This window comes from Rhizobacter sp. Root1221 (assembly GCF_001425785.1).
Taxonomy (GTDB): Bacteria; Pseudomonadota; Gammaproteobacteria; order Burkholderiales; family Burkholderiaceae_C; genus Rhizobacter.
Map to the genome: position 1 here is coordinate 58,946 of NZ_LMDI01000008.1, position 24,538 is coordinate 83,483.

Here is a 24,538-nt window from a genome sequence, read left to right on the forward strand (position 1 = left end):
GGGGTTCACGAGTTCCCGTGCGATTACTTGCGCAGACCCAGCTTCTGGATCAGGGCCGTGTAGCGGTCAGCGTCACGGGCCTTCAGGTAGGCCAGCAGGCTCTTGCGGGTGTTGACCATCTTCAGGAGACCGCGGCGGCCGTGGTGGTCCTTCAGGTGGGTCTTGAAGTGGGGGGTCAGCTCGTTGATGCGGGCGGTCAGCAGGGCGACCTGGACTTCGGGGGACCCGGTGTCGTTGGCGCTGCGTGCGTTCGACTTGACGATCTCGGCTTTTTGTTCGACGGTGGACATCTGTGTGTTTCCAGAAATACCCGGTCGCTGCCCACTGGATGGGGTCGCGGTTTCGGGTGGGTTGACTTGCGGTAGCGGGGGAAACCTCCCCGCGCCGTGCGAAAGACCACGTTCGGTGGCCGCTCACGCCCCCTGGGAGCGCAAAGCCCGATGATTATAGCGGAAGGCGGAGCGCCCGCTCCGCAGGGGTGCCGTCAAAAATCTTTCGGCACGGGGTCGGACCCGCGGATTTCAAGTCCCTTGAATTGCCTTCGCGCGCTCCAAATTCGGAACCATGGCGTGCTGCAACGGTGCAGCGGCTTCACCGAACCACCCAGGAGTCTCCCATGTTTGTGTTCCCCGCCCCGGTCTCCGTTTCCGCCCCCCGCCGCTTTGCCTCGGCCCGGCTGCTCGACCAGCTGTTCTCCGAGCGCGTGAGCGCCCCGGCCAGCACCTCGCGCGTGCCGGCGATGGACGTCACCGAAAGCGACACCGCCTACACCCTCGCCTTCGACGTACCGGGGGTCACCCGCGAACAGCTGAAGGTGTCCGTGCAAGGGCGCCGCGTGGTGCTCGAGACGGCGGACGCCGCGGAGGCGCCGGCCGAGGAAGGCCAACGCGTGCTGTACCGCGAGCGCACCCAGGCCCGTTATGCCCGCACCGTGGCGCTGCCGTCCGAGGTGGACGCCGCCAGCGCGTCGGCGAAGTTCGACAACGGCGTGCTGACGCTGGCGCTGACCAAGAAGGTGCCCACCGGCGCCACGCAGGTCGCCATCGGCTGAGAGGCCGAGGGCCGTCAGGCGGCCGACAGCGCCCAGCGCGGGCGCACGTCGAAGCCCTGGTCGAACCCGGGCACGGCGCCCCGCTGCAGGCGCATGGCCGCAGCCAGCGCGATCATCGCGCCGTTGTCAGTGCAGAGCGCCAGTTCCGGGTAGTGCACCCGGACCTGGCGCTTCGCGCATTGGGTGTTCAACTGCTCGCGCAACATCGTGTTGGCCCCTACCCCGCCGGCCACGACGAGCCGCTTCAGGCCCGTCTGCTGGAGCGCCGCCACCGACTTGCGCACCAGCACCTCGACGATGGCCTCCTGCGTGGCGGCCGCGAGGTTGGCCTTGTCCTGCTCGCACACGTTTCCGCCCAGCTTGAGCACCTGGGTGCGCACCGCCGTCTTCAGGCCGGCGAACGAAAAATCGAGGTTGCCACTGTGCAGCAGCGGCCGCGGCAGCGAAAACGCCGAGGGGTCACCGAACGCGGCCAGGCGCGACAGCGCCGGGCCGCCCGGGTAGCCGAGCCCCATCAGCTTGGCGGATTTGTCGAAGGCCTCGCCGGCCGCATCGTCGATGGTTTCCCCGAGGAGCTCGTAGCACCCCACGTCGTCCACCCGCATCAGCTGGGTGTGCCCGCCGGAGACCAGCAGCGCCACGAACGGGAATTCCGGCGGGTCGGTTGCCAGGAACGGCGAGAGCAGGTGGCCTTCGAGGTGGTGCACCCCCAGCACCGGTTTGCCGAGGGCCGCGGCGAGAGAACAGGCCACGCCTGCGCCCACGAGCAGCGCACCGGCAAGCCCCGGCCCCTTGGTGTAGGCCACGACGTCGATGCCGGCCAGGTCGAGCTTCGCCTCGGCCAGCACCTGGCGGGCGAGCGGCACGACCCGGCGGATGTGGTCGCGCGAGGCGAGCTCCGGCACCACGCCACCGTAGGCCTGGTGCATGTCGATCTGGCTGTGCAATGCGTGCGCCAGCAGCGTGGGAACACCCGACGATCGGGCCTCGACCACGGCCACCCCGGTTTCGTCACACGACGATTCGATGCCTAGTACCTTCATCGGTTCAGTGTAACAAGCAGGGAAAGCGTGGATTTTGCCGAACGCGGTTTCATTTTGTCACACTACTGAACAGGTGTTTTCCAGAGAATCTAGGGGGGACTCATCGTACATCTCGGGCGATGGCTTACGCTGAGGACCCGGAGCTTCTGTTTCGATGCAGATGCTCCCCCAAAACTAGATCACGCTTTGTCGTTGGGGAACCCCATGAAGGAATATCGCCTCACATCCTGGCCGGACCTACCGGCCCCCTATCAAGGTTCCGCCTACCGGCGGATGCTGAGCGACATGTCGCATCGGTACGTGTCGTTGTCGCAGCTGATGACGAGCAGCGGCGTGCGCCGCCAGGAAGTGCGCCAGTTCCTCGACTCGCTCGAGTCGCGAGGCCTGCTGGCCGAGCGCGAGCTGTTCGTCTCCGACACCCTGCTCGATTCGGTGCGCCCCCTGGGCAACTGGATCCGCCGCAAGTTCAACCTGTCGCACGGCAGCCGCTGACGCCCCCCTGCCCTCGCAAATGAAGCCCGCTGCGCGCGGGTTTTTTCACGTTCGGCGCCCCGTTCTGGCGCAGATGTTGCTCGCTTCCCGCGCATGAACTCGCCGCGCCCCTCCTCCGCCTCGCCGCTGCGCATCGTGATCGTCGCGCCGGACTCGCTGCTGGCCGACGGGAGCGACACCCGGGCGTTCACCGAGGCCGAGCGGTCGCGCACGCTGCGCATCGGGCTGCTGGAGAACGGGTACAACATCGTGGCGGTGCTGCCGGCGGACGTGTTCCTCCCCGACCGGCTTGCCCAGATCGCCCCCGACATGATCATCGTCGACGCCGAAAGCCAGGCGCGCGACACGCTGGAACACGTCGTGATGGCCACCCGCGAGGCGCGCCGCCCCATCGTGCTGTTCACGGAAGACGAAGACACATCCCATGTCGGTGCAGCCATCGCGGCCGGGGTCACCGCCTACGTGGTGGCCGGCATGGCCCCCGACCGCGTCAAGCCGGTGCTCGAGGTGGCCCTTGCCCGCTTCCAGCACGAGGAAGGCCTGCGCCGCGAGCTGGCGGACGCACGCACCGAGCTGTCCGACCGCAAGGTGATCGACCGCGCGAAGGGCATCCTCATCCGGCAGCACGGCCTCACCGAACAGGACGCGTACGCGCGCCTGCGCAAGACCGCGATGGACAAGGGCATGCGCCTCGCCGAGGTGGCGCAGCGCCTGATCGACGTGAGCGACCTGCTCGCCTGATTCCGTGCACCGCGGCACCGAACGGGTGCAGCGGGCGGCAAAACGGGCTGGCACAGCGCTTGCAAATACTCCGGCAGAGGATCAACGGCGATCCTCGACTTTGACACCAGGCAGCACCAAAGGCGGTGCTGCGTGGTGGGACGACGGCGTCCCCACGCTCCCGGGCTTTGCCCAGGAACCGTGCGGACGCCTTTTTGTTTTTGTCCTCCGCGTTTGACCACAGAGAACCCGCCATGACCGCCCACACCGACGATCGAAAGAACCTCATGAGCCGCCGAACCCTGATCAAAGCCGCTGCTGCCACCAGCGCCGCCGGCATGGTGCCCGGCCTGCAATCCGCCGTGTACGCCGCGGGCTCCGACAAGCCGGAGAAGACCGAGGTCCGCATCGGCTTCATCCCGCTCACCGACTGCGCCTCCGTGGTGATGGCCTCCGTGCTCGGCTTCGACAAGAAGTACGGCATCAAGATCATCCCGACGAAGGAAGCGTCCTGGGCCGGTGTGCGCGACAAGCTCGTCAACGGTGAACTCGACATGGCCCATGTGCTGTACGGCCTGATCTATGGCGTGCACCTCGGTGTCGGCGGCCCGAAGAAGGACATGGCCGTGCTGATGACCCTGAACAACAACGGCCAGGCCATCACGCTGTCGAAGAAGCTCGCCGACAAGGGCGCGGTGGACGGCCCGAGCCTCGCGAAGCTGATGAAGGCCGAGAAGCGCGAGTACACGTTCGCGCAGACCTTCCCCACCGGCACCCACGCGATGTGGCTCTACTACTGGATGGCCGCCTACGGCATCAACCCGATGAAGGACGCGAAGGTCATCACCGTGCCGCCGCCGCAGATGGTGGCGAACATGCGCGTCGGCAACATGGACGGCTACTGCGTGGGCGAACCATGGGGCCACCGCGCCATCATGGACGGCATCGGCATCACCGGTGTCACCACCCAGGACATCTGGAAGGACCACCCCGAGAAGGTGCTGGGCACCACGTCGGAGTTCGTCAAGGCGAACCCGAACACCGCGCGCGCCGTGATGATGGCCATCCTCGAGGCCAGCCGCTGGATCGACGCGAACCTGCAGAACAAGCTGAAGATGGCCGAGACCGTGGCCGACAAGGCCTACGTCAATACGGGCGTCGACGCGATCAACCAGCGCATCCTGGGCCGTTACCAGAACGGCCTCGGCAAGACCTGGGACGACCCGAACCACATGAAGTTCTTCAACGACGGCGCGGTGAACTTCCCGTACCTGTCGGACGGCATGTGGTTCCTGACCCAGCACAAGCGCTGGGGCCTGCTGAAGGACCACCCCGACTACCTGGGCGTGGCCAAGCAGATCAACCAGATCGACCTCTACAAGGAAGCCGCCTCCGCCATGAAGATCGCCGTGCCGAAGGATGCGATGCGCACCAGCAAGCTCGTCGACGGCGTGACGTGGGACGGCAAGGACCCGAAGAAGTACGCCGACAGCTTCACCGTCAAGGCCTGAGCCGCCCCCGCCGCCACCGAAGGAGATCACCATGGTCAGTGCAGTCTTTCACTCTCCCCTCGACGCCGCGAACGAGGCCCGCGCGGCCGCCGCGGACAAGCCCCGCGCCGTCGCTACAGCCCAACCCGCGCCAGCCCGCCCGGCCCGTGCACCGTACGACTGGCGGGGCCTGTTCCTCAAGGTGATCCCCCCGGTGGTGGGCATGGCCGTGCTCGTCGGCATCTGGGCGCTGCTCACGATGAAGAGCACCACGTTCCCGACCCCGGCGGCCACGCTGAAGGAAGCGATCGTGCTGTTCTCGGACCCGTTCTACAGCAACGGGCCCAATGACCAGGGCCTCGGCTGGAACATCCTGTTCTCGCTGCAGCGGGTGGCGGTGGGCTTCGGCCTCGCGGCGCTCGTCGGCATCCCGTTCGGTTTCATGATCGGGCGCTTCGGGTTCCTGAATCGCATGTTCTCGCCGCTGATCAGCCTGCTGCGCCCGGTGTCGCCGCTCGCGTGGCTGCCCATCGGCCTGCTGGTGTTCAAGGCCGCCAACCCGGCCGCCATCTGGACCATCTTCATCTGCTCCATCTGGCCCATGATCATCAACACCGCCGTGGGGGTGCAGCGTGTGCCGGCCGACTACCTCAACGTGGCCCGCGTGCTGAACCTGTCCGAGTGGAAGGTCATCACGAAGATCCTGTTCCCCGCCGTGTTGCCCTACATGCTGACCGGCGTTCGCCTGAGCGTGGGCACCGCCTGGCTCGTGATCGTGGCAGCCGAGATGCTGACCGGCGGCGTGGGCATCGGCTTCTGGGTGTGGGACGAGTGGAACAACTTGAACGTCACGCACATCCTCATCGCGATCTTCGTGATCGGCATCGTGGGCATGCTGCTCGAATGGGCGCTGGTCTCGATCGCCAAGCGGTTCACCTACGACGAAGTCTGACCTCCAGGAGCCTCACATCATGACCAAGAACTTCATCCAGGTCCAGAACGCCGAGATGGTCTTCCACACGAGGAAGGGCCGCTTCCATGCGCTGCGCGAGATCAACCTCAACGTCGCCAAGGGCGAGTTCGTCACGCTGATCGGGCACTCGGGCTGCGGCAAGTCCACGCTGCTGAACCTGATCGCCGGCCTCACGCTGCCCAGCGGCGGTGGCCTGATCTGCGACAACCGTGAAATCGCCGCCCCGGGCCCCGAGCGCGCCGTGGTGTTCCAGAACCACTCGCTGCTGCCATGGCTCACCTGCGAGGAAAACGTGCACCTCGCGGTGGAGCGGGTGTTCGGCGCCACCGAATCGGGCGCGAAGCTGAAGGCCCGTTCGCTCGCGGCACTCGACCTCGTCAACATGGGGCATGCCGCCACCAAACGCCCGCACGAGATCTCCGGCGGCATGAAGCAGCGCGTGGGCATCGCCCGGGCACTGGCGATGGAGCCGAAGGTGCTGCTGATGGACGAGCCGTTCGGCGCGCTCGATGCCCTCACCCGCGCCCACCTGCAGGACGAACTGCTCAAGATCGTGGCCCGCACCCACAGCACCGTGGTGATGGTGACGCACGACGTGGACGAAGCCGTGCTGCTGAGCGACCGCATCGTGATGATGACCAACGGCCCGGCCGCCACCATCGGCGAGATCCTGTCGGTCGAGCTCGCACGCCCGCGCAACCGGGTGGAATTGGCCGAGGACACCCGGTACGTGCACTACCGCAAGGAGGTGCTCGACTTCCTGTACACACGCCACGGTCACGTCGACAAGGCCGCCTGAACGGCCGAACCTGGCGGGGGCCTGCCTGCGCCCCCTGCCCTTGCGATCGATCAAAACAACAACGTTGGGGGTTTCCATTGAGTTCGTCTGCCACTTCCGGCTCGGCGATGAACGCGGCACAGGTGGCCCAACCTGACGCCACGCCGTCGCTCCGCCGTCCCACGCTCGGCTTCACGCTCGGCAAGTACCGCGAGATCCTGATCGCGGTCGCCTTCTTCCTGCTGTTCGACCTGGCCGTGCTGGTGTTGAACTTCTACGTGTCGTTCCAGATCTCCGAGGACGCCGTCTCGATCAACCTGTCCGGGCGCCAGCGCATGCTGACGCAGCGGCTGTCGAAGGGGCTCTTCGCGTCGGAACTCGCCGTGGCCAACGGGCCGCTGCCCGCCCCGCTCGCCGACGAACTGCGCCTGGCCACCCGACTGTTCGACGAGACGCTCACCGGCTTCCGCCAGGGCGGCGCCGTCACCGGCGGCGACGGCAAGGCGGTGCAACTCGTGGCGGCCTCGGGCCCGAAAAGCGCCGACATCCTGGCCCGCAGCGTCGCGCTGTGGAACCCGTGGCGCCAATTGCTGTCGCACGCCACCCTCACCCCCGACGACGTGCGTGCGGCCGCGGCCTATGCACGCACCCACAACCTCGCGCTGCTCGGGCTGATGAACGAGCTGACCACCGACCTCGAGTCCGCCGCGAACCAGCGGGCATCGCAACTTCGGATGGTGCAGACGGGCGGCATCGCGCTCGCGCTGCTGAACTTCCTGTTCATCCTGTTCAAGTTCATCCGGCGCCTGCGGCAGTCCGACGATGCCATCGAACAGGCCACCGAGGAAACCCGCGAGATCCTGTCCGTCGTGCGCGAGGGGCTGTTCCTGCTGACACCCCAGTACACGCTCGGCACGCAGCTCTCGCAGTCGGTGTCCACCATCCTCGGCCGGGCCGTTCGGCCCGGTGACCACTTCCTGACCCTGCTGGCCCCGATGGTGTCGGCCCGCACGCTCGACGACGCGCGCGGCTACACGGACCTGCTGTTCCTCCCTCACATCAAGGAAGACCTGGTCCAGAGCATCAACCCGCTCACCGAGATGGCCATCACCACCACCGACGCCCTGGGGCACAAGCACCAGCGGCACCTGTCGATGCGCTTCAACCGCGTCACCGCCGACGGCGAGATCCGCCACCTGCTGGTGACGGTGCAGGACGTGTCGTCGCGCATCGAGCTGGAGCAGAAGCTGCAGGGCGAACAGCAGCGCGCGCAACGCGAATTCGACCTGCTGGTCCGGGCCTTCGAGACCGACCCCGGGGCGCTGCGCGGCTTCGTGGACCGTTCGGAGGCATCGCTGCTCGAGGTGAACGACCTGCTGCGCCAGGTGGAAGCCGGGTCGGATGCAAAGCAGCTGCGCCGCATCGTCGACGCGGTGTACCGGCACGTGCACGCGGTCAAGGGCGAGGCGTCGATGCTGTCGCTCGACCTGCTGACCGCCACCGCGCACCAGTTCGAATCGCAGATCCAGACGTTGCGCGAAGCCGGCACGTTTGCCGGCGACGCGTTGCTCTCCCTGCCCCTGCCGCTCGAAGAACTGCTGACACGCCTGCAGGCGCTGAAACGGTCGGTGCTGCGCGACCGAGCGGCGTCACCGCCCGCGGCGGACTTTTCCGTGCCCATGACGGCACTCGTGGCACGCATCGCCCAGGAAATGGGCAAGCCCACCCAGCTGACCACGTCCCTCGCCCCGCTGACCGCGCTGCCCACCGCGTCGCACGAGGCGCTGCAGAAGGTGGCGGTGCAGCTCGTGCGCAATGCCGTCGTGCACGGTGTCGAGGACGGCCGCACCCGCGCCGCCCTCGGCAAGCCGGCCACGGCCACCGTGGACGTCACACTGCACCGCAACGACACCAACCAGGTGGAACTGGTGGTGCGCGACGACGGCGCCGGCCTCGACGTGGTGCGCGTGCGCGCCCGGCTGCAGGCACTCGGCTGGTTCAAGGCGTCCCAACTCGACGAGATGAGCACGGCGCAGGTGCTGGCGCAGATCTTCCGGCCCGGGTTCTCGACGGCCACGTCGGCCGGCGAACACGCGGGACGCGGCGTGGGGCTCGACATCGTGTCGGCCGAGGTTCGGCGCCTGGGCGCCCGCCTGCTGGTGTCGACGAAACCCGACCACGGCACCACGTTCCGCGTGCGCCTGTCGGCCTGAGGGAGACACACGCATGAAACTGCTGGTGGTCGACGACTCTAACATGGTGCGCTCGCGCATCGCCCGCATCGTGCAGGGCGGCACGCTCGGCTCCGTCACGCTCGTGGGCATGGCCCGCGACGGCGTGGAGGCGCTGCGCGCGGCGAGCCAGGTGAGCCCCGACGTGGTCACGATGGACCTGACGATGCCCGAGATGGACGGCCTCGCCTGCATCCCCGCGTTGCTGGCCGCCCACCCGCGCACCCGCATCCTCGTGATCAGCGCGCTCGACGACAAGAGCACCGCCATCCGGGCGCTGCGCCTCGGGGCCCACGGGTTCCTGCCAAAACCATTCACCGACGAAGCCCTGCAGCTTGCGCTGCACGGCCTGGTCCAACACAAGGCCTGACGCACATGGTGTCGCTCAAGGAATCCGACCTGCGCCTGTTCATCGACTCGGTGCGCCGCTACTTCGAGGTCACGAGCAAGGTGACCCCGGAGATCACTTCCGCGTTCCTCGGCGTGGGTGCACTGGAAGGCCACGAATACAACGGCATCGTGAAGTTCTCCGGGCCGCTCACCGGCCAGGTCACCGTGTCGCTGCCCATGCGCGCGGTGCGCGAGCTGCTGCTGATCCAGCACGAGACCCGGCTCACCGAGGCCAACCTGCTGGACGCGGTGGGCGAGATCGCCAACACGCTCGCCGGCAATGCCCGGCGCAACCTGGGACGCGACCTCGACATCTCCGTCCCCACGGCGGTGCGCGGTGCCCACATCGCGGCCGAACGTGCACGCCGCCACCCCTACGTCATCACGTTCCGGTGGAACACCTACCCCGGAATGGTGTGCGTCGACCTCGCGCCGGCCGTCTGACGCTGGCACAGCGCTTGCTGTAGTTCAGCCGGCAGATGACGTTCGTGTCGACTGTCTCCTCAGTAGGGGCTCGCGGCCCTTTGTGCACCCCTCGGGTCCTCACGGGCCCGGGGGGATTTTTTCTCTTCGGGTCCGCTCAGCGCCGCATGGTCGGTCGGGACACCTCCAGGTCGGCATGTCCCTCGGAGGTCGCGGCCCGGACGGCGCCCGCCGCCTGCCAGGTCCCACCGATCGTCTTGTACCCGATGCCGGCCAGGGCGCCCGTGGCAACATTCCCGATCAGGCTGGACACGGACGCCGGCAAGTCGCGGGTCAGGTAAGCGATCAGTGCGCCGGATGCGTTGCCGGCACCGATCGCCACCATGCGCGCCGGGGTCTGATCCAGCAGCCGTCCGTAGTCCTGCGCCCTGCCCTTCAGCGCCGGCTCGAACTTCTGGGCCGTACCCGCCTGCGTGGCTTCGTGCTGGGTGACGGAAAACCAATCCGACGCTTCGACAGCGGTGTTGATCGCGGCCTTCACCGAAGACACGGCAGCCAGGACTTTCCAGGCGTCTGCCGAACTCATGCTGGAACTGTCCCCCCGCAATGCGCTTCTGGCTTCGGCAGCATCGCCAGCCAGGGGCGGCAACGCGCCCCATGCGAAGTTGCCGCTGATGTTGGCCGCCCCATAGAAGACCGCCGACGAGGTCATGTACTCACCGCTGACGCCATTCTTCGTGGCCCCCTCGAAGCCCACCAGCCCGAAGCTCGCCTGCAAGCCATCGCGCATGGACGAGTACACCAGCGTCTTCACGTCGGCGACCAACGCGTTGTTCGCCAACTCCGGGCGACCGGTCTTTGAGCCAAGGATCCCCATGCCCACGTTCGTTATCGTGCACGCACATGCCATGAACATCACCATTCGGGAGTGCTTGACTTGAATGGCGCGCAGCCCGGCCTGTTCCTCCGGCGTCTTGGCCGCCCATTCTTCGGCCGACAACGCGTGAAAGCCGCACGCCGCGGCATCCGGGTCCCGGCGCTCGCGCGCCTCGCGCAAGCCCTGCGCCAATATGTTGACGGCGCCCATGCCCACCTGCATGAGCACCACGTGGTCAGGCGGCATGTGCCGCAAGGACAGCAACATGGCCTCGGCCATCATCTCGCGCCCCAGCGTGGGGAGGCCCACGGTGACGGTCTGATGCATGACGTGGCCCGCAGCCGCACCCGCGAGGCGCATGTTCGGTGCCAGCAGTCCGAAGGCCTGCGGCAGTTCCCTGAGCGATTGGCCTGCATGGCCTGCGACAGTCAGGCCCATCGCGCCTGCATGCCCCAACCCCGCCGCCAGCGCGCCCCCGCCACTCGCAGCGGCGGCGCCCAGCGCACCGAGCACCGGCGCGGCCACGTTCGCCAGCGAGTCCCTCGCGGCTGCCAGTGTCTGCCGCCAACTGCGCCCTGGCGGCGGAGGCGTGAACGTTTCGGCGATGGCGTCGGGCGGCATCTGATCCGAGAACCTCATGCTGCCATGGTTGTGGGCTAATTCGATCTCGGAGCGAAACGACGAGCTCACGCTCAAGTAGTCGGAACGTTCGCCATCGGCTGGAAGAAGGGTCGATTCATCAACCGCCCTCCGTCGACCCGAGGCGGTGACCTCAGGCGAACCCACAAGGACGGTCCGAGGTGGCGGGCCGCCCACAAGGCTCGATGAGGCGTCGGAACGCGCCCTGAGCACGTTGTGCTGCAGGTCCGGGCGGCGATGATTGAATTCCGGCTGCGCCGGGGGAATGTCGATGTGCACTTCGGCGGGCTGGGGGAGCGGTGTTGCAACCCGCGGTGTGTTCAGGCGAGAGAAGTCCATGGGAATGTCCTCGGTCGTGTTGAGAGGTGGCGTACCGATCAGTCGGCAGACGGTTTGGCGTTGGCACGCATGGCTTCCGCGAGGATCGCGAAATCTCGCAGCCAGACGGCGAACTCTTCAGCCGTGCGCCCAGGCACGGCCCAGCGCCCCATCAACTGCGGCGCTCGAAGACCGCGGGCGACGGTGATGCCGAACTGCAGCATCAGGTGCGTGGATGCACTCAGTGCCGTGCGGCGGATTTCCGGATCGTCCAGGAAGCCCTCGCCCAACTCGATGCAGGCCACGAGCGCGTCTTCATCCAATCCGCAGGCCATGGCGATGCGCTGCCCTGACACCTCGATCCCACCTGTGCGCGCAGCCTCCAGCGCAAGCGCTGGTGTACTTCCCAGGTGCAGCGCCGCGTCATGGATCAGCGCCAGGATCGGCGCGGAAGCTTCCATCTCGAGCTCGGTGGCGCAACCGGCATTGGCCATGCTGCTCATGCTGGAACTCCTTCGGGTCGCGCCGCGGCGCTCACCAGGGAAGCGCCCTCGACCACGCTGTTGCACAGGGCAGCCATGCCCTCGAGCCTGGCAGCCAGCAGGGCGGGATGTTCATCGTCGAGCGACATCTTCATGAGCAACACCGCATCGCCGTTGTCCTCGAGCCCGAAGGCCAGGTCCGCCAGCAGCATGGCTTGGGCGTTGGCGAGCAGGAGTGCGTCGCACCACGCCGGCGCTTCAATCACCTCGGGACGAGCGACCTGCGCAATGGCCACCCAAGGACCATCCGGCTGCCTGCTCAGCGCGTGGATGGCCAGTGGCACTTGGTTGAACACCGCGGTGCCCGTGCTGCCAAAGGCTTCCGCAGATGCGGCATCCGCACCGAGAATCCGGGCGGCTCCCTTCAAGCTGTCGCGGCGTGTCGGCGACAAGGTGGTGCCGCCGCTCGTCATCGGAGGCGTGGAATGAGGGTCTGTCATAGGTCTCTGCTCCATGGTTGCGAAAGAGTTTCTTTCGATGACCATCGTGTGACACCACCCGCATCCGGACACCCTTGAAACGAAGGTGCCGGTGAGAACCCGAACCCAATCGTCCCGGCGATCTAGGGGGGGCCATGGCTTGAGACCTGCGGCGGCGACTTCGGGCCATCGCGCCTGTGATCGCGCGCCGGTTTTGGGCCGCGCCCGACGTCAGGCAAAATGCTCACCCCGTTCGCGCCCGCCTGTCTCCATGACCGATCCCACCGATCCCGTTGCCCACCCCCGCAGCATCCGCAGTTTCGTCGTTCGTGCCGGCCGCATGGGCACGGGGCAGATGCGTGCGCTGGAACAACTGGGGCCGCGTTTCGTGCTGCCGTATGCCGCCGCGCCGCTCGATGCGCCGGCGTTGTTCGGCCGAACCGCCCCGCTCGTGCTCGAGATCGGCTTCGGCATGGGGGACGCCACCGCCACCATCGCGCAGACGCTGCCGGACACCGATTTCCTCGGGGTCGAGGTGCACACGCCGGGGGTAGGCGCACTGCTCAAGCACATCGACGAACGCCAGATCGGCAACATCCGCATCGTGCAGCACGATGCGGTGGAAGTGCTCGAACACATGATCGCCCCGGACTCGCTCGCTGGCGTGCACATCTTCTTCCCGGACCCCTGGCACAAGAAGAAGCACAACAAGCGCCGGCTGATCCAGGCGCCCTTCGTGCAGAAACTCGTCGCGCACCTCGCGCCCGGCGGCTACCTGCACTGCGCCACCGACTGGCAACCCTACGCCGAGCAGATGCTCGAGGTGCTGTCGGCCGAGCCCGGCCTCGCCAACACCGCCGACGGGTATGCGCCGAAGCCCGCCTACCGCCCGCTCACCAAGTTCGAGAACCGCGGCCTGAAGCTTGGCCACGGGGTGTGGGACTTGGTGTTCACGAAGCCCCCCACGTCGCTTCGCTCCTGCCCCCCCGAGGGGGGCGCCCGCGGTCGCCCGGGGGACCCGGGCTCGGCGGTAGCTTGATCTGTCGCTCGCTGCGCTTGGCTCCCCTGGCGCACACGATTCGAGGCTTTGCTCGCTTCGCTTGCTCGCCCAACACCACCTCGTCGTTCCGGCGGAAGCCGGGACCCACTGGGCCGGTGGGCCCCGACTTTCGTCGGGGTGACCAGGCTATTCAGCCGATGCGCAGCGAGGCGAAATGAGCCGGCACGGCATCCGCGCGGGATAGGTAACGGTGCCGCTGGAGACAGTAGTCGCGCGGGGGATTGGCCACTCGAAGCGCCCGAGCAAAGGTCTGGGAAGCTGGTGTTCGAGCGCATCTTTGGGTTACCTTTCTGGGCGGCGACCAGAAAGGTAACTCGGCTGCCGGGACGAGACCCGGCGCGGCCTCGCCAGAGAAGAACCGCAACCCGCAGCGAACAGGGGCGACCGGGGCCCAGCCCCTCACTCAAGCCGCCCAGTTCACCGTACCCGTATACGCCGTGGCCAGCACGATCACGCCAAACACGATGCGGTACCACGCGAACACCGTGAAGTCGTGCGACGAGACGTAGCGGATCAGCCAGCGAATGCAGATCAGCGCGCTGATGAACGCGAACGCAGTGCCGATCAGGAAGATGGGCAGGTCACCCCAGTGCAGCAGGTCGCGCGACTTCCACACGGAGTAGGCGCCGGCCGCAGTGAGCGTGGGGATGCCGAGGAAGAAGCTGAACTCGGTGGCCGCCTTGCGCGAGAACCCGAGCACCAACGACCCGATGATGGTGGCGCCCGAACGGCTGGTGCCCGGGATCAGCGCGAGGCACTGCAGCAGGCCCACCTTGAGCGCGTCGAGCGGGGTCATGTCGTCCACCGTTTCAACCCGTGCATGGTGCGTGCCTTCCAGGTCACGTTCGCCATAGAGGCGGTGGTGCCGGCGCTCGACCCACAGAATCACGAGCCCCCCGACGATGAACGCCACCGCCACCGGCACCGGGTGGAACAGGTGCGCCTTGATGGCCTTGTTGAACAGGAAGCCGAAGATGCCGGCCGGGATGAAGGCGATCACCACGTTGAGCGCGAAACGTTGCGCCACCGGCTCGGAGCGGATGCCCGCGAACGTGCTGATCAGCCGCGCACGGTACTCCCAGACCACTGCGATCATCGCGCCGGTCTGGATGGCAATCTCGAACACCTTGATGGTGTCGCCGGTGAAATCGAGCAGCGATCCCGTGAGGATCAGGTGACCGGTGCTGGAGATGGGCAAGAACTCCGTCAAGCCTTCGACGATTCCCATGATCGCCGCCTTGACCCACAAAACGATGTCCAAACCCAACTCCTCACATAAGAATTCGACGCCGGATGATAGCGACGCATGGAGCATGCCCGTACCCAGGCGATACTGCCTCGCCATTCACGCTTCTTTACCAGTGAGCCATCATCCGGTGCCGGCGCGGCGTCAGCCTTGACCCCATCCCGCTCCGGAGGCTACATTACTGACCGTTCAGTCAGTATTGTCCATGCCTGCATCCGCTTCGTCCTCCCCGCCCGCTCGGCAGCGCCGCAAGGAAGCCCGTCCCCAGGAACTCCTGGATGCGGCCCTCGCACTGTTTGTCGAGAAGGGTTTCGCCGCCACGCGATCGGAGGAAGTTGCGGCGCGGGCCGGGGTGTCAAAGGGCACGTTGTACCTGTATTACCCGAGCAAGGAAGAATTGCTGAAGGCGGTGATCCGGCAGAACCTGTCGCGCATCCTCGCCGATGGCATGGGGATCGCCGACGGGTTCGAAGGCCCGACGTCGGAACTGTTGGCGACCCTGCTGCGCACCTGGTGGGAACAGGTGGGCGAGACCCCGGCTGGGGGGATCCACAAGATCATCATGGCCGAGGTGCGAAACTTCCCCGAGATCGCGGAGTTCTACAACCGCGAGGTCATCGTGCCGGCCCACGAGTTGATCTCGAAGATGGTGAAACGCGGGGTGGACAGCGGCGAGTTTCGCGATGTTCCGTCACACGAGGTCACCCACGTGCTGATCGCGCCCTTGATTTTCCTCGCCCTGCACAAGCATTCTTTCGGCGCTTGCCCCATCGGCATGGACGCCATCGAGCCGGGTAAGGTCATCGAGGCGCAGATCGACATCATGTTGCGCGGCCTGCAATCGCGCGACAGCCCTCTTCCTCGAAAGCCTGACTGATGAAACGCCGGATGCCTTGGTTGATCGCTGTTGTGGCCATCCTCGTCCTGGGCCTGTTCGTGCTCCGCACGCTGCACGCCCGCAAGCTCGCCAGCGGCGCCAGCAACGCGCCGCCCACCGCGGCGGCCCTCGAACTCACCCCTGCCGACGTGGTGGTGGCCACACCCGTCGAACTGGCCCGCACGCTCAACCTGTCGGGAGGCCTCAAGGCCGTCAACACCGCCATCGTGAAGGCGAAGGTCGCCGCCGAACTGAAGACACTCACGGTCCGTGAGGGAGACACCGTCCGTGCCGGCCAGGTCATCGGCCAGCTGGACACCACCGAGGTTGAACTGCGCGTACGCCAGGCCGCGCAGACGGCCGAATCGTCCCGCGCCCAGCTCGACATCACGCAGCGCGCGCTCGAGAACAACCGGGCCCTCGTGGCACAGGGGTTCATCTCGGCCACCGGCCTCGAGACATCCATCTCGAACCAGGCGGCCGCCCAGGCGTCCTATCGTGCGGCCGAGGCCGCGGTGGACCTGGCCCGCAAGTCCGTGGCCGACGCGCGGCTCGTGGCGCCCATCACCGGCATGGTGTCCCAACGCCTGTCGCAACCAGGCGAGCGTGTGGCCATCGACGGCCGCGTGGTCGAAATCGTCGACCTCTCGCGGCTCGAACTCGAAGCCGCGGTGGCCCCCGAAGACGTCGTGTCAGTGCAGGTGGGCCAGGTGGCCCGGCTGCAGGTGGATGGCCTCGCCGGCCCCGTCGAGGCCAAGGTGGCCCGCATCAATCCCAGCACCCAGGCCGGCACGCGTTCGGTGATGGTCTACCTCGCGGTCACGCCGCGGCCCGGCCTGCGCCAGGGCCTGTTTGCCAAGGGCACGGTCGACCTGGAACGCCGCAAGGTGCTCGCCGTGCCGCTGAGCGCGGTGCGGGTCGACCAGCCACGGCCCTATGTGTTCGTGCTCGACGACGGGAAGATCGCACGGCGCCTGGTGGCGCTCGGCGCCCGGGGCGACGCCACGCTGGCCGGCCGCCGCGACGCCGTCGTCGAAATCACCGATGGCCTGGCCGACGGCACCACGGTGCTGCGCGCAACGGTCGGCCTGGTGCGCGCCGACACCCCTGCCCGCCTGGCCGCCGCGGCCAGTCCGCCTGCACCCGCGGCCTCTGCCGCCCACTGAACGCGAGCCGCCACATGTGGTTCACCCGCGTCTCCATTGGCAACCCCGTCATGGCCACGATGGTCATGCTCGCGTTTGTCGTGCTGGGCCTCTTCAGCTACCAGCGCCTGTCCATCGACCAGTTCCCGAACGTCGATTTCCCCACCGTCGTGGTCGTGATGGACTATCCGGGCGCCTCGCCCGAGATCGTCGAAAGCGAAGTCACGAAGAAGGTCGAGGAGGCCGTCAACACGGTGGCCGGCATCAACGCGCTGACATCGCGTTCGTACGAAGGCACCTCGGTCGTCATCGTCGAATTCAACCTCGACGTGGACGGACGCAAGGCCGCCGACGACGTGCGCGAGAAGGTGAGCCTCATCCGTCCGCTGTTGCGCGACGAGGTCAAGGAACCGCGCATCTCGCGCTTCGACCCGCAGAGCGTGCCGATCTTCAACGTTGCCCTGCTGTCCACCGATGGCACGAAGACGGGCCAGGAGCTCACCAACTGGGGCACGCAGGTGCTGCAAAAGCGACTGGAGAACGTGCGTGGCGTGGGCGCGGTCACCATCGTTGGCGGCACCGCCCGCCAGATCAACCTGTACCTGCGTCCGCCGGCCATGGAAGCGCTGGGCGTCAGCGTAGACCAGGTTCTTGCCGCGGTGCGCAGCGAGAACCAGGAGCTGCCCCTGGGCGCGATCCAGTCGCTCGAGGAGGAGCGGACCGTCCAGATCAACGCCCGCATGAAGCGGCCCGAAGACTTCCGGGACATCGTCGTGGCCCGCAAGGGCGGCAACCCGATCCGCCTCTCCCAGGTGGCCGAGGTGGTGGACGGCCCGCAGGAGATCGAAAGCCTCGCGCTCTACAACGGACAGCGCACGGTGTTGCTCACGGTGCAGAAGTCGCAGGGCGAAAACACCATCGCGGTGGTGGACGGCCTGATGAAGGCCCTCGAAGGCGCGAAGAACGTGACGCCCCCCGGCATCAAGACCGAGGTGATCCGCGACAACTCGCGCGCCATCCGCGTGTCGGTCGCCAACGTGAAACGCACGCTGATCGAAGGTGCCCTCCTCACCGTGCTGATCGTGTTCCTGTTCCTCAACTCGTGGCGATCCACGGTCATCACGGGTCTCACGCTGCCCATCGCGCTGATCGGCACCTTCCTGTTCATGTACGCGTTCGGCTTCACCATCAACACCATCACGATGATGGCGCTGAGCCTGTGCGTGGGCCTGCTGATCGACGACGCGATCGTGGTGCGCGAGAACATCGTGCGCCACGTTCAGATGGGCAAGACCGCGCACCAGGCGGCCATCGACGGCACCAACGAGATCGGCCTCGCGGTGCTGGCCACCACCATGTCCATCGTGGCGGTGTTCCTGCCCATCGGTTTCATGGGCGGCATCGTGGGCAAGTTCTTCCACGAGTTCGGCGTCACCATCGTGGCCGCGGTGCTGATCTCCATGTTCGTCAGCTTCACGCTCGACCCGATGCTCTCGAGCGTGTGGCACGACCCGCAGGCCCACGGCGTTCACCGCGGCCCGCCGGTCACCCTGTACGACCGCACCATCGGCCGCGTCACCGGCATGTTCGACCGCTTCACCGAGTGGCTCGCCAGCCTGTACCAGGACATCCTCGGCTGGTCACTGAAGCACAAGCTCTCCACGTTGATGATCGCGCTGGCCACCTTCGTGGGCAGCTTCTTCCTGCTCCCGCTGGTGGGCGCCGAATTCATTCCGAAGGCGGACTTCTCCGAGACGCAGATCCACTTCTACACGCCGGTGGGGTCCGCGCTCGAATTGACCGAAACCCGCGCGAAGCAGATCGACGGCGCGCTGCGGGCGATGCCCGAGGTGAACTTCACCGTGACCACCATCAACAGCGGCCAGTCGGCGGGCAAGATCTACGGCGCCGTGTACGTGCGCCTCGTGGACCGGGCCAAGCGCACCCGCGACCTGACGGCCATGACGGTGCCGCTGCGCGAGGCCATGGCCGGCATTCCCGGCATCACGGTGACCAACATCGGCCCCACGGACCTCGGCGGCGGCAAGAGCCTGCAGTTTTCCATCCAGGGCAGCGACCTCGGGGAACTCGAGCGCCTGTCGAACCAGATCCTGCCGAAGCTGCGGGCCATCCCCGGCCTGACGGACCTCGACACCACGATGAAGCCGAACAAGCCCACGGTCGCCATCGACGTGCGGCGCGACGCGGCGTCCGACGTGGGCCTCAACGTGAACGCGCTGGCCAACAGCCTTCGCACGCTCGTGGCCGGCACCACCGCCGGCAACTGGCGCGCCCCGGACGGCGAGAACTACGACGTCAACGTGCGCCTGACACCCGGCAGCCGCGTGTCCATCGACGACCTGCAGCGCCTGCCCATCAACGTGGCCGCCGCCAGCGATGGGTCCCCGCGGGCCGTGCGCCTCTCGCAGGTGGCCGACGTGCGCGCCTCCACCGGACCGAACCAGATCAACCGGCGCGACATGAACCGCGAGATCAACGTGGACGCCAACGCGTTCGGCCGCAGCGCGGGCGACATTTCGGCGGACGTCCGCAAGGTGCTCGACAGCGTGGCCTGGCCGCCCGGCTACCGCTACAGCTTCGGTGGCTCCACGAAAAACATGAACGAGTCGTTCTCGTACGCGGTGGGGGCGCTCGCGCTGGCCATCGTGTTCATCTACATGATCCTTGCGAGCCAGTTCAAGAGCTTCCTGCAGCCCCTCGCCCTGATGAGTTCACTGCCGCTCACGCTCATCGGGGTGGTGCTCACGCTCCTCGTGTTCCGTTCCACGCTGAACATGTTCAGCGTCATCGGCATCGTGATGCTGATGGGCCTCGTGACCAAGAACGCCATCCTGCTGGTCGACTTCGCCATCCGGGCGCGCACAGGCGAACACGGAGACGCCCCGCTGCCACGCGAGCAGGCCCTGCTGATGGCCGCGAAGGTTCGGCTGCGCCCGATCCTGATGACCACGCTCGCCATGATCTTCGGCATGGTGCCGCTCGCGTTCGCGATGTCCGAGGGGTCGGAACAGCGCGCGCCGATGGGCCAGGCCGTGATCGGCGGGGTCATCACGTCGTCGCTGCTCACGCTGGTGGTGGTGCCGGTGATCTATTGCTACCTCGACGACCTGGCCGCCTGGGCCTCACGCAAGTTCCGCGGCACCCGCGCGCCGGCGGATGCGGTGCCGGCCAAATAAAATGAGTGCCTTTTCCCGTCTGCTTTCGCCCCAAGGATCCAAGCCATGAGCATCGAACAAGCCCGTTTCAACATGATCGAACAGCAGATCCGGCCCTGGGACGTCCTGGACCAGGGTGTGCTGTCCCTGCTGGCCGTGGTCAAGCGCGAGGACTTCGTGCCCGCCGAACACCGCGGCATGGCGTTCTTCGACACCGAGGTGCCGCTCGGCCACGGCCAGTTCATGCTGGCCCCGAAGGTCGAGGGCCGCTTCCTGCAGGAACTCGACGTGCGCCGCCACGAGCGGGTGCTGGAGATCGGCGCCGGCTCCGGCTATATGGCCGCGCTGCTGTCGCACAAGGCCCGCGAGGTCGTTTCGGTCGACATCGAACCCTCCCTCGTGAAGCTCGCACTCGACAACCTGCGCCGCGCGGACATCACGAACGTCAGCGTGCTCGAGGCCGACGCCTCGAAGGGCCTGCCCACGCCCGGGCCGTTCGACGTGATCGTGCTGTCCGGCTCGGTCGCCGCCGTGCCGAAGGCCCTGCTCACCGAACTGAAGGTGGGCGGCCGCCTGATCGCCATCGTGGGCCAGGAGCCGGTCATGCGCGCCACCATCGTCACCCGCGTGGGCGAGCAGGACTTCCGCCACGTCGAGGTGTTCGACACCGTGGCCCCGCGCCTGTCGGGCTTCGGCGAACCCTCGCGTTTTTCGTTCTGAGCGCGCCATGCAACAAGTGAGCGTCAAGGACCTGCCCGCGCTCGTCGCCTCGTTCGAGGCCGGCGCCCGGCCCATCGTGCTCGACGTGCGCGAGCCGTGGGAAGTGCAGGCCGCGTCGCTCGCGCTCCACGGCGCGCCCACCGTGTGCATCCCGATGAACGAGGTGCCCGGCCGGCTGGCCGAGCTGGACGTGGCCCAGCCGGTGCTGAGCCTGTGCCACCACGGCATGCGCAGCCTGCAGGTGGCGGCGTTCCTCGAGCGCCAGGGTTTCGGGCAGGTGTTCAACATCGCAGGTGGCATCGACGCCTGGTCGCGCGAGGTGGATGCCTCGGTCCCGCTCTACTGATTTCTGTCCCCCAAGGAACCCCCATGTCCTTCTTCTCTCCCAACCGCTTGGGCCTGGCCTGCGCCCTGGCCTTCGCCGCCGTGGCGCCGGTGCAGGCCCAAAGCCTCGCCGAACTGTTCGACGTGGCCCGCGGCTACGACGCCACGTACCTCGCGGCACGTGCGCTGGCCGATTCGGCCCAGTACCGCGTGGCCCAGGCGCGCGCAGGCCTGCGGCCGTCGGTGGGGTTGACGGCGGACTACAAGCGCACCGAGCAGAACGCGCTGCAGGACGTGGACGCGCGCGGCCCGTCGGCCACCCTCTCAGGCAGGCAGCCGCTCTTCAACCGCAGCACGAGCGTGACGATCGAACAGGCCGAACGATCGGCGGACGTGTCGGCGACGGACCTGCAGACCGCCGAGCAGGAACTGATCGTGCGCGTGGCGCAGACCTACTTCGACGTGCTGGCCGCGCAGGACACGCTGGGCAGCGCCCGGGCCGGCAAGTCGGCCATCGCCGAGCAGCTCGCGTCGGCCAAGCGCAACTTCGAGGTGGGCACCGCCACCATCACCGACACGCGTGAAGCCCAGGCCCGCTTCGACCTCAGCACGGCCCAGGAGATCGCCGCCGAGAACGACCTGCGCATCAAGCGCCTGGCGCTCGACCAGCTCGTGGGCCGCACGGGCGTCGAACCGCGGCCACTGGCCACGCCAGTGGCCCTGCCCCCGCCGGCGCCCGACAGCGTGGAGGCCTGGGTAAGCCAGACCGACACCGCGCCGTCGATCCGCAAGGCGCAGCTGGGCTACGACATCGCCAAGCTCGAGACCGAGAAGGCCCAGGCCGGCCACCTGCCCACCGTGGACCTCGATGCCGCGTACGGCCGCGGCCGCACCAACCAGACGTCGGTGACGCCCACCGCCATCGGGCCCAGCACCGTGAACTACAACGGCTCCACCACCCAGTCGAGCATCGGCATCACGCTGAGGGTGCCGCTGTTCGCGGGATTCTCCGTGCAGAACCGCGTGAAGGAAACCCTCGCACTGGAAGAGCAGTCGCGCAACAACCTGGATGCGGCGCGCCGCACCGTGGCGCAGGCCACCCGCACGGCATTCTTCGGCGTGCAATCAGGCCAGGCGCAGGTGAAGGCACTCGAAGCCGCGGAATCGTCGAGCCAGCTCGCGCTGGAAGCCACGCAGCTGGGCTACAAGGTGGGCGTGCGCGTGAACCTCGACGTGCTCAATGCGCAGACCCAGCTGTACTCCACGCAGCGCGACCTGGCGAAGGCCCGGTACGACGTGATCGTCAACAGCCTGCGCCTGCGCCAGGCGGCCGGTCAGCTGCAGCCGGCGGACATCAGCGCCGCGAACCAGCTGCTGGCCCCTTAAGCCGGTTTCAGCAGCGGCACGATGCGCCCGGCCATGCGCCGGGCGGCACCCTGGTGGGCCGCCGCGAACGCGAGCGCATTGGCCGCGAACGTGTCGCGTTGGCCCGCCACGAGCAGGTCGGCCGCACGGGCCACGCCCTCGTCGATGCCGGCCACGCGCAACGCCGCCCCGGCGGCAAGCGACAGCTCCGCCGCCTCGGCGAAGTTGAACGTGTGCGGCCCCATCACCACGGGGCACCCGCACGCGGCCGCCTCGATCAGGTTCTGCCCGCCGAGGGGCGCGAAACTGCCTCCCAGCAAGGCCACGTCGGCCAGGCCGTAGTACATCGGCATCTCGCGCATCGAGTCGCCGAGCCACACGTCGGCGGCCAGTGCCTCGTCGGTGGGGATGGTTGTCCACGACGAACGCCGTGCCAGGCGCAACCCCGCAGCCTTCACCATGGCGGCCACCTCGTCGAACCGCTGCGGGTGCCGCGGCACGATCAGCAGCAACCCGCGCCGGCGGGCCGGCAGCGCCTGCCACGCCTGCAGCAAGCCGGGTTCCTCGCCCTCGCGCGTGGACGTGCCCAGCATCACCGGCCGGCCGAGCTGCGCTCGCCACACCTGGCCGCGCTGCAGCAGGTCGGGGTCGATGAGCATGTCGAACTTCAGGTTGCCGCAGACGTCCACATCAGGGACACCGGCCTGGCGCAACCGGGCGGCGTCGGCATGGGTTTGCGCCAGCGCCACGTGCAACGAGCGGACGGCCGGACCCAGCAGCGCGCTGAAACGCTGGCCCCGGCGCGCACTCTTCTCGCTGAGCCGGGCGTTCGCCAGAACCATGGGAACACCCGCCTTCCGGGCCGCGTGGAGCACGTTCGGCCAGATCTCGGTTTCCATCAGCACACCGGCGGCCGGCCGGAAATGCGCGAGAAAGCGGCGGCAGGCCCCGGGGGTATCGAACGGCAGCCAGGTGTGCTGGTCACCGTCACGCAGCAGGGCCTTGCCGGCCTCGAAGCCGGTGGCGGTGCCGTTGGTGAGCAGCAGCCGCACCCCGGGATACTGCACCCGCAGCGCATCGGCCAGCGCCTGCGCCGCCCGCGTTTCGCCGAGCGACACCGCGTGCAACCACAATGCCCCGGGTACAACCGGCGCCGGGCCATAGAACCCGAACCGCTCGCGCAAGGCGTGGCGATAGGCGGGTTCGACACGCCCGCGCCACAACAGCTTGCCCAGGTAGGCCGGAGCGATGAGGCGCAACAACGCCGAATACGCGCCGCGCGCGGCACCCGCCTGCCAGCCGCTCATGAACGGCCGGCCCGCCGCACGACTTGCCACGCGGCCCACACGAGGTCGACCTCGGGCGTGGGATCGCGTTCGAGCGAGGCTTGGTGGCGGTGCCCGTGGGACACCTGCGGACCCGTGCGCCACGCGGTGGGAAAGTTGTAGAGCTGGACGTGGGGCAGGTCGAGGGCCACGGCGATGTGGCTCAGGCCGCTGTCCACACCGATCACGCCTTGCGTGCCGCCCATGCGGTCGACCAGATCATCGAGCGACATGGCGGGCCACACGCTCGCCTGCGGGCCGATCTCGCGGGCCAGGCGTTCGGCCCGTTCCCGTTCGGCGTCCCCGGCATGGGGCAGCACGATCGAGAAGCCGGACGACACACACCGGCGCCCGAACTGCACCCAATTGGCTTCGGGCCACAGCTTGTCGTCGCGCGACGTGCCGTGCACGAACACCAGCGTGGGCACCGCGCAGCGGGCGCCGTTCGATTGCAGGCCGAACACCGGTGGCCCCTGCACCGTGTAGCCGAGGGCCTTGGCGGCCAGCACGCGCGAGCGGTCCAGCGCGTGGATGTGCCGGGTGACCGGAACGGCCACATCGGCCAGCCAGCGGGCCGGGGCTTCATAGCTGGAGCCATCGGTGCGATTCGCCAGGCCGTAGCGCATGCCGCGGGCAAGGCGGGCCACGACGGCCGACTTGGTGAGGCCTTGCAGGTCGATCACCGCGTCGTAGTGGTGCGCCTGCAGCGACGCCTTGAACGCACGCCATTCGGTGCGCACCGCACGCGTCCACCACGCCTTGCGCCAGCGGCGCTGCGCGCATTCGAACACCTCGCCGATGCCCTTGACACGCCGCACGAGCGGCGCGAAACCCGGCTCGACCACCCAGTCGACGACCGCACCGGGGTGGGCCGCCTGGATGTCGTGCACGACGGGCATCGCGTGAACGACGTC

At 67.8% G+C, this 24,538-nt stretch carries 24 protein-coding genes; 16 read left to right on the plus strand and 8 right to left on the minus strand.

Annotation, left to right across the window (positions count from 1 at the left end; translation table 11 throughout):
* Positions 1-23: 23 nt before the first annotated feature.
* Positions 24-290, minus strand: coding sequence for a 30S ribosomal protein S15 (gene rpsO, locus ASC87_RS07530; RefSeq protein ID WP_056659085.1), 267 nt, complete (start codon positions 288-290; stop codon positions 24-26).
* A 326-nt stretch (positions 291-616) separates the two neighbouring features.
* Between rpsO and ASC87_RS07535 the strand changes: the two genes are divergently transcribed.
* Complete coding sequence (locus ASC87_RS07535; RefSeq protein WP_056659088.1) at positions 617-1,051, plus strand: Hsp20/alpha crystallin family protein; 435 nt, start codon at positions 617-619, stop codon at positions 1,049-1,051.
* 14 nt (positions 1,052-1,065) lie between these two features.
* Here ASC87_RS07535 and tsaD read toward each other — a convergent pair whose 3' ends face one another.
* Positions 1,066-2,094, minus strand: coding sequence for a tRNA (adenosine(37)-N6)-threonylcarbamoyltransferase complex transferase subunit TsaD (gene tsaD, locus ASC87_RS07540; protein WP_056659091.1), 1,029 nt, complete (start codon positions 2,092-2,094; stop codon positions 1,066-1,068).
* A 285-nt stretch (positions 2,095-2,379) separates the two neighbouring features.
* Here tsaD and ASC87_RS07545 point away from each other — a divergent pair, with 285 nt between their 5' ends.
* The 8 genes from ASC87_RS07545 to ASC87_RS07580 all read left to right on the plus strand — a co-directional run bounded on the left by ASC87_RS07545 (position 2,380) and on the right by ASC87_RS07580 (position 9,612).
* Positions 2,380-2,586 carry a hypothetical protein gene (locus tag ASC87_RS07545; protein ID WP_157603889.1) on the plus strand — a complete coding sequence of 69 codons (207 nt, stop codon included), beginning with the start codon at positions 2,380-2,382 and terminating at the stop codon, positions 2,584-2,586.
* Between the two features lie 93 nt (positions 2,587-2,679).
* Positions 2,680-3,327 carry an ANTAR domain-containing response regulator gene (locus ASC87_RS07550; RefSeq protein WP_056659097.1) on the plus strand — a complete coding sequence of 216 codons (648 nt, stop codon included), beginning with the start codon at positions 2,680-2,682 and terminating at the stop codon, positions 3,325-3,327.
* Positions 3,328-3,593: 266 nt separating this feature from the next.
* On the plus strand, positions 3,594-4,817 hold the full coding sequence (locus ASC87_RS07555; protein ID WP_157603900.1) for a CmpA/NrtA family ABC transporter substrate-binding protein: 1,224 nt from the start codon (positions 3,594-3,596) through the stop codon (positions 4,815-4,817).
* A 31-nt stretch (positions 4,818-4,848) separates the two neighbouring features.
* On the plus strand, positions 4,849-5,748 hold the full coding sequence (gene ntrB, locus ASC87_RS07560; RefSeq protein WP_056659103.1) for a nitrate ABC transporter permease: 900 nt from the start codon (positions 4,849-4,851) through the stop codon (positions 5,746-5,748).
* A 19-nt stretch (positions 5,749-5,767) separates the two neighbouring features.
* Complete coding sequence (locus tag ASC87_RS07565) at positions 5,768-6,568, plus strand: ABC transporter ATP-binding protein (RefSeq protein ID WP_056659106.1); 801 nt, start codon at positions 5,768-5,770, stop codon at positions 6,566-6,568.
* Positions 6,569-6,675: 107 nt separating this feature from the next.
* On the plus strand, positions 6,676-8,760 hold the full coding sequence (locus ASC87_RS07570) for an ATP-binding protein (protein ID WP_056659108.1): 2,085 nt from the start codon (positions 6,676-6,678) through the stop codon (positions 8,758-8,760).
* A 13-nt stretch (positions 8,761-8,773) separates the two neighbouring features.
* A complete protein-coding gene (locus ASC87_RS07575) occupies positions 8,774-9,148 on the plus strand; it encodes a response regulator transcription factor (RefSeq protein ID WP_056659111.1) in 375 nt (124 codons plus the stop codon).
* A gap of 5 nt (positions 9,149-9,153) precedes the next feature.
* The gene (locus tag ASC87_RS07580) at positions 9,154-9,612 is read left to right on the plus strand and encodes a chemotaxis protein CheX (protein WP_056659114.1); all 459 of its coding nucleotides are present in this window, start codon (positions 9,154-9,156) and stop codon (positions 9,610-9,612) included.
* 136 nt (positions 9,613-9,748) lie between these two features.
* Here ASC87_RS07580 and ASC87_RS07585 read toward each other — a convergent pair whose 3' ends face one another.
* Genes ASC87_RS07585 through ASC87_RS07595 form a run of 3 tightly spaced genes read right to left on the minus strand, consistent with a single transcriptional unit; the run spans position 9,749 to position 12,452 of the window.
* Entirely contained in the window at positions 9,749-11,446 is a 1,698-nt protein-coding gene (locus ASC87_RS07585) for a hypothetical protein (protein ID WP_157603890.1), read from the minus strand.
* A 38-nt stretch (positions 11,447-11,484) separates the two neighbouring features.
* On the minus strand, positions 11,485-11,928 hold the full coding sequence (locus ASC87_RS07590; protein ID WP_056659121.1) for a hypothetical protein: 444 nt from the start codon (positions 11,926-11,928) through the stop codon (positions 11,485-11,487).
* On the minus strand, positions 11,925-12,452 hold the full coding sequence (locus ASC87_RS07595) for a hypothetical protein (RefSeq protein ID WP_235582093.1): 528 nt from the start codon (positions 12,450-12,452) through the stop codon (positions 11,925-11,927). The genes ASC87_RS07590 and ASC87_RS07595 overlap by 4 nt, the downstream gene beginning before the upstream one ends.
* A gap of 205 nt (positions 12,453-12,657) precedes the next feature.
* Here ASC87_RS07595 and trmB point away from each other — a divergent pair, with 205 nt between their 5' ends.
* Complete coding sequence (gene trmB, locus ASC87_RS07600; RefSeq protein WP_082568463.1) at positions 12,658-13,425, plus strand: tRNA (guanosine(46)-N7)-methyltransferase TrmB; 768 nt, start codon at positions 12,658-12,660, stop codon at positions 13,423-13,425.
* A gap of 424 nt (positions 13,426-13,849) precedes the next feature.
* Here trmB and ASC87_RS07605 read toward each other — a convergent pair whose 3' ends face one another.
* Positions 13,850-14,707: an undecaprenyl-diphosphate phosphatase gene (locus tag ASC87_RS07605; RefSeq protein WP_056659128.1), complete on the minus strand. Its 858-nt coding sequence runs from the start codon at positions 14,705-14,707 to the stop codon at positions 13,850-13,852.
* Between the two features lie 190 nt (positions 14,708-14,897).
* Here ASC87_RS07605 and ASC87_RS07610 point away from each other — a divergent pair, with 190 nt between their 5' ends.
* Genes ASC87_RS07610 through ASC87_RS07635 form a run of 6 tightly spaced genes read left to right on the plus strand, consistent with a single transcriptional unit; the run spans position 14,898 to position 22,320 of the window.
* A complete protein-coding gene (locus ASC87_RS07610) occupies positions 14,898-15,569 on the plus strand; it encodes a TetR/AcrR family transcriptional regulator (RefSeq protein WP_056659131.1) in 672 nt (223 codons plus the stop codon).
* An 11-nt stretch (positions 15,570-15,580) separates the two neighbouring features.
* Positions 15,581-16,735: an efflux RND transporter periplasmic adaptor subunit gene (locus tag ASC87_RS07615; RefSeq protein WP_235582094.1), complete on the plus strand. Its 1,155-nt coding sequence runs from the start codon at positions 15,581-15,583 to the stop codon at positions 16,733-16,735.
* Positions 16,736-16,749: 14 nt separating this feature from the next.
* Complete coding sequence (locus ASC87_RS07620; RefSeq protein ID WP_056659135.1) at positions 16,750-19,911, plus strand: efflux RND transporter permease subunit; 3,162 nt, start codon at positions 16,750-16,752, stop codon at positions 19,909-19,911.
* Between the two features lie 45 nt (positions 19,912-19,956).
* A complete protein-coding gene (locus ASC87_RS07625; protein ID WP_056659138.1) occupies positions 19,957-20,610 on the plus strand; it encodes a protein-L-isoaspartate O-methyltransferase in 654 nt (217 codons plus the stop codon).
* A 7-nt stretch (positions 20,611-20,617) separates the two neighbouring features.
* Positions 20,618-20,956, plus strand: a complete 339-nt coding sequence (locus ASC87_RS07630; protein ID WP_056659142.1) for a rhodanese-like domain-containing protein — start codon at positions 20,618-20,620, stop codon at positions 20,954-20,956.
* Positions 20,957-20,979: 23 nt separating this feature from the next.
* Entirely contained in the window at positions 20,980-22,320 is a 1,341-nt protein-coding gene (locus tag ASC87_RS07635) for a TolC family outer membrane protein (protein WP_056659146.1), read from the plus strand.
* Here ASC87_RS07635 and ASC87_RS07640 read toward each other — a convergent pair.
* Both ASC87_RS07640 and waaC read right to left on the minus strand, forming a co-directional pair.
* The gene (locus ASC87_RS07640; RefSeq protein WP_369820741.1) at positions 22,317-23,636 is read right to left on the minus strand and encodes a 3-deoxy-D-manno-octulosonic acid transferase; all 1,320 of its coding nucleotides are present in this window, start codon (positions 23,634-23,636) and stop codon (positions 22,317-22,319) included. The genes ASC87_RS07635 and ASC87_RS07640 overlap by 4 nt on opposite strands.
* Positions 23,603-24,523 carry a lipopolysaccharide heptosyltransferase I gene (waaC, locus tag ASC87_RS07645; protein ID WP_235582095.1) on the minus strand — a complete coding sequence of 307 codons (921 nt, stop codon included), beginning with the start codon at positions 24,521-24,523 and terminating at the stop codon, positions 23,603-23,605. The genes ASC87_RS07640 and waaC overlap by 34 nt, the downstream gene beginning before the upstream one ends.
* Between the last annotated feature and the right edge of the window lie 15 nt (positions 24,524-24,538).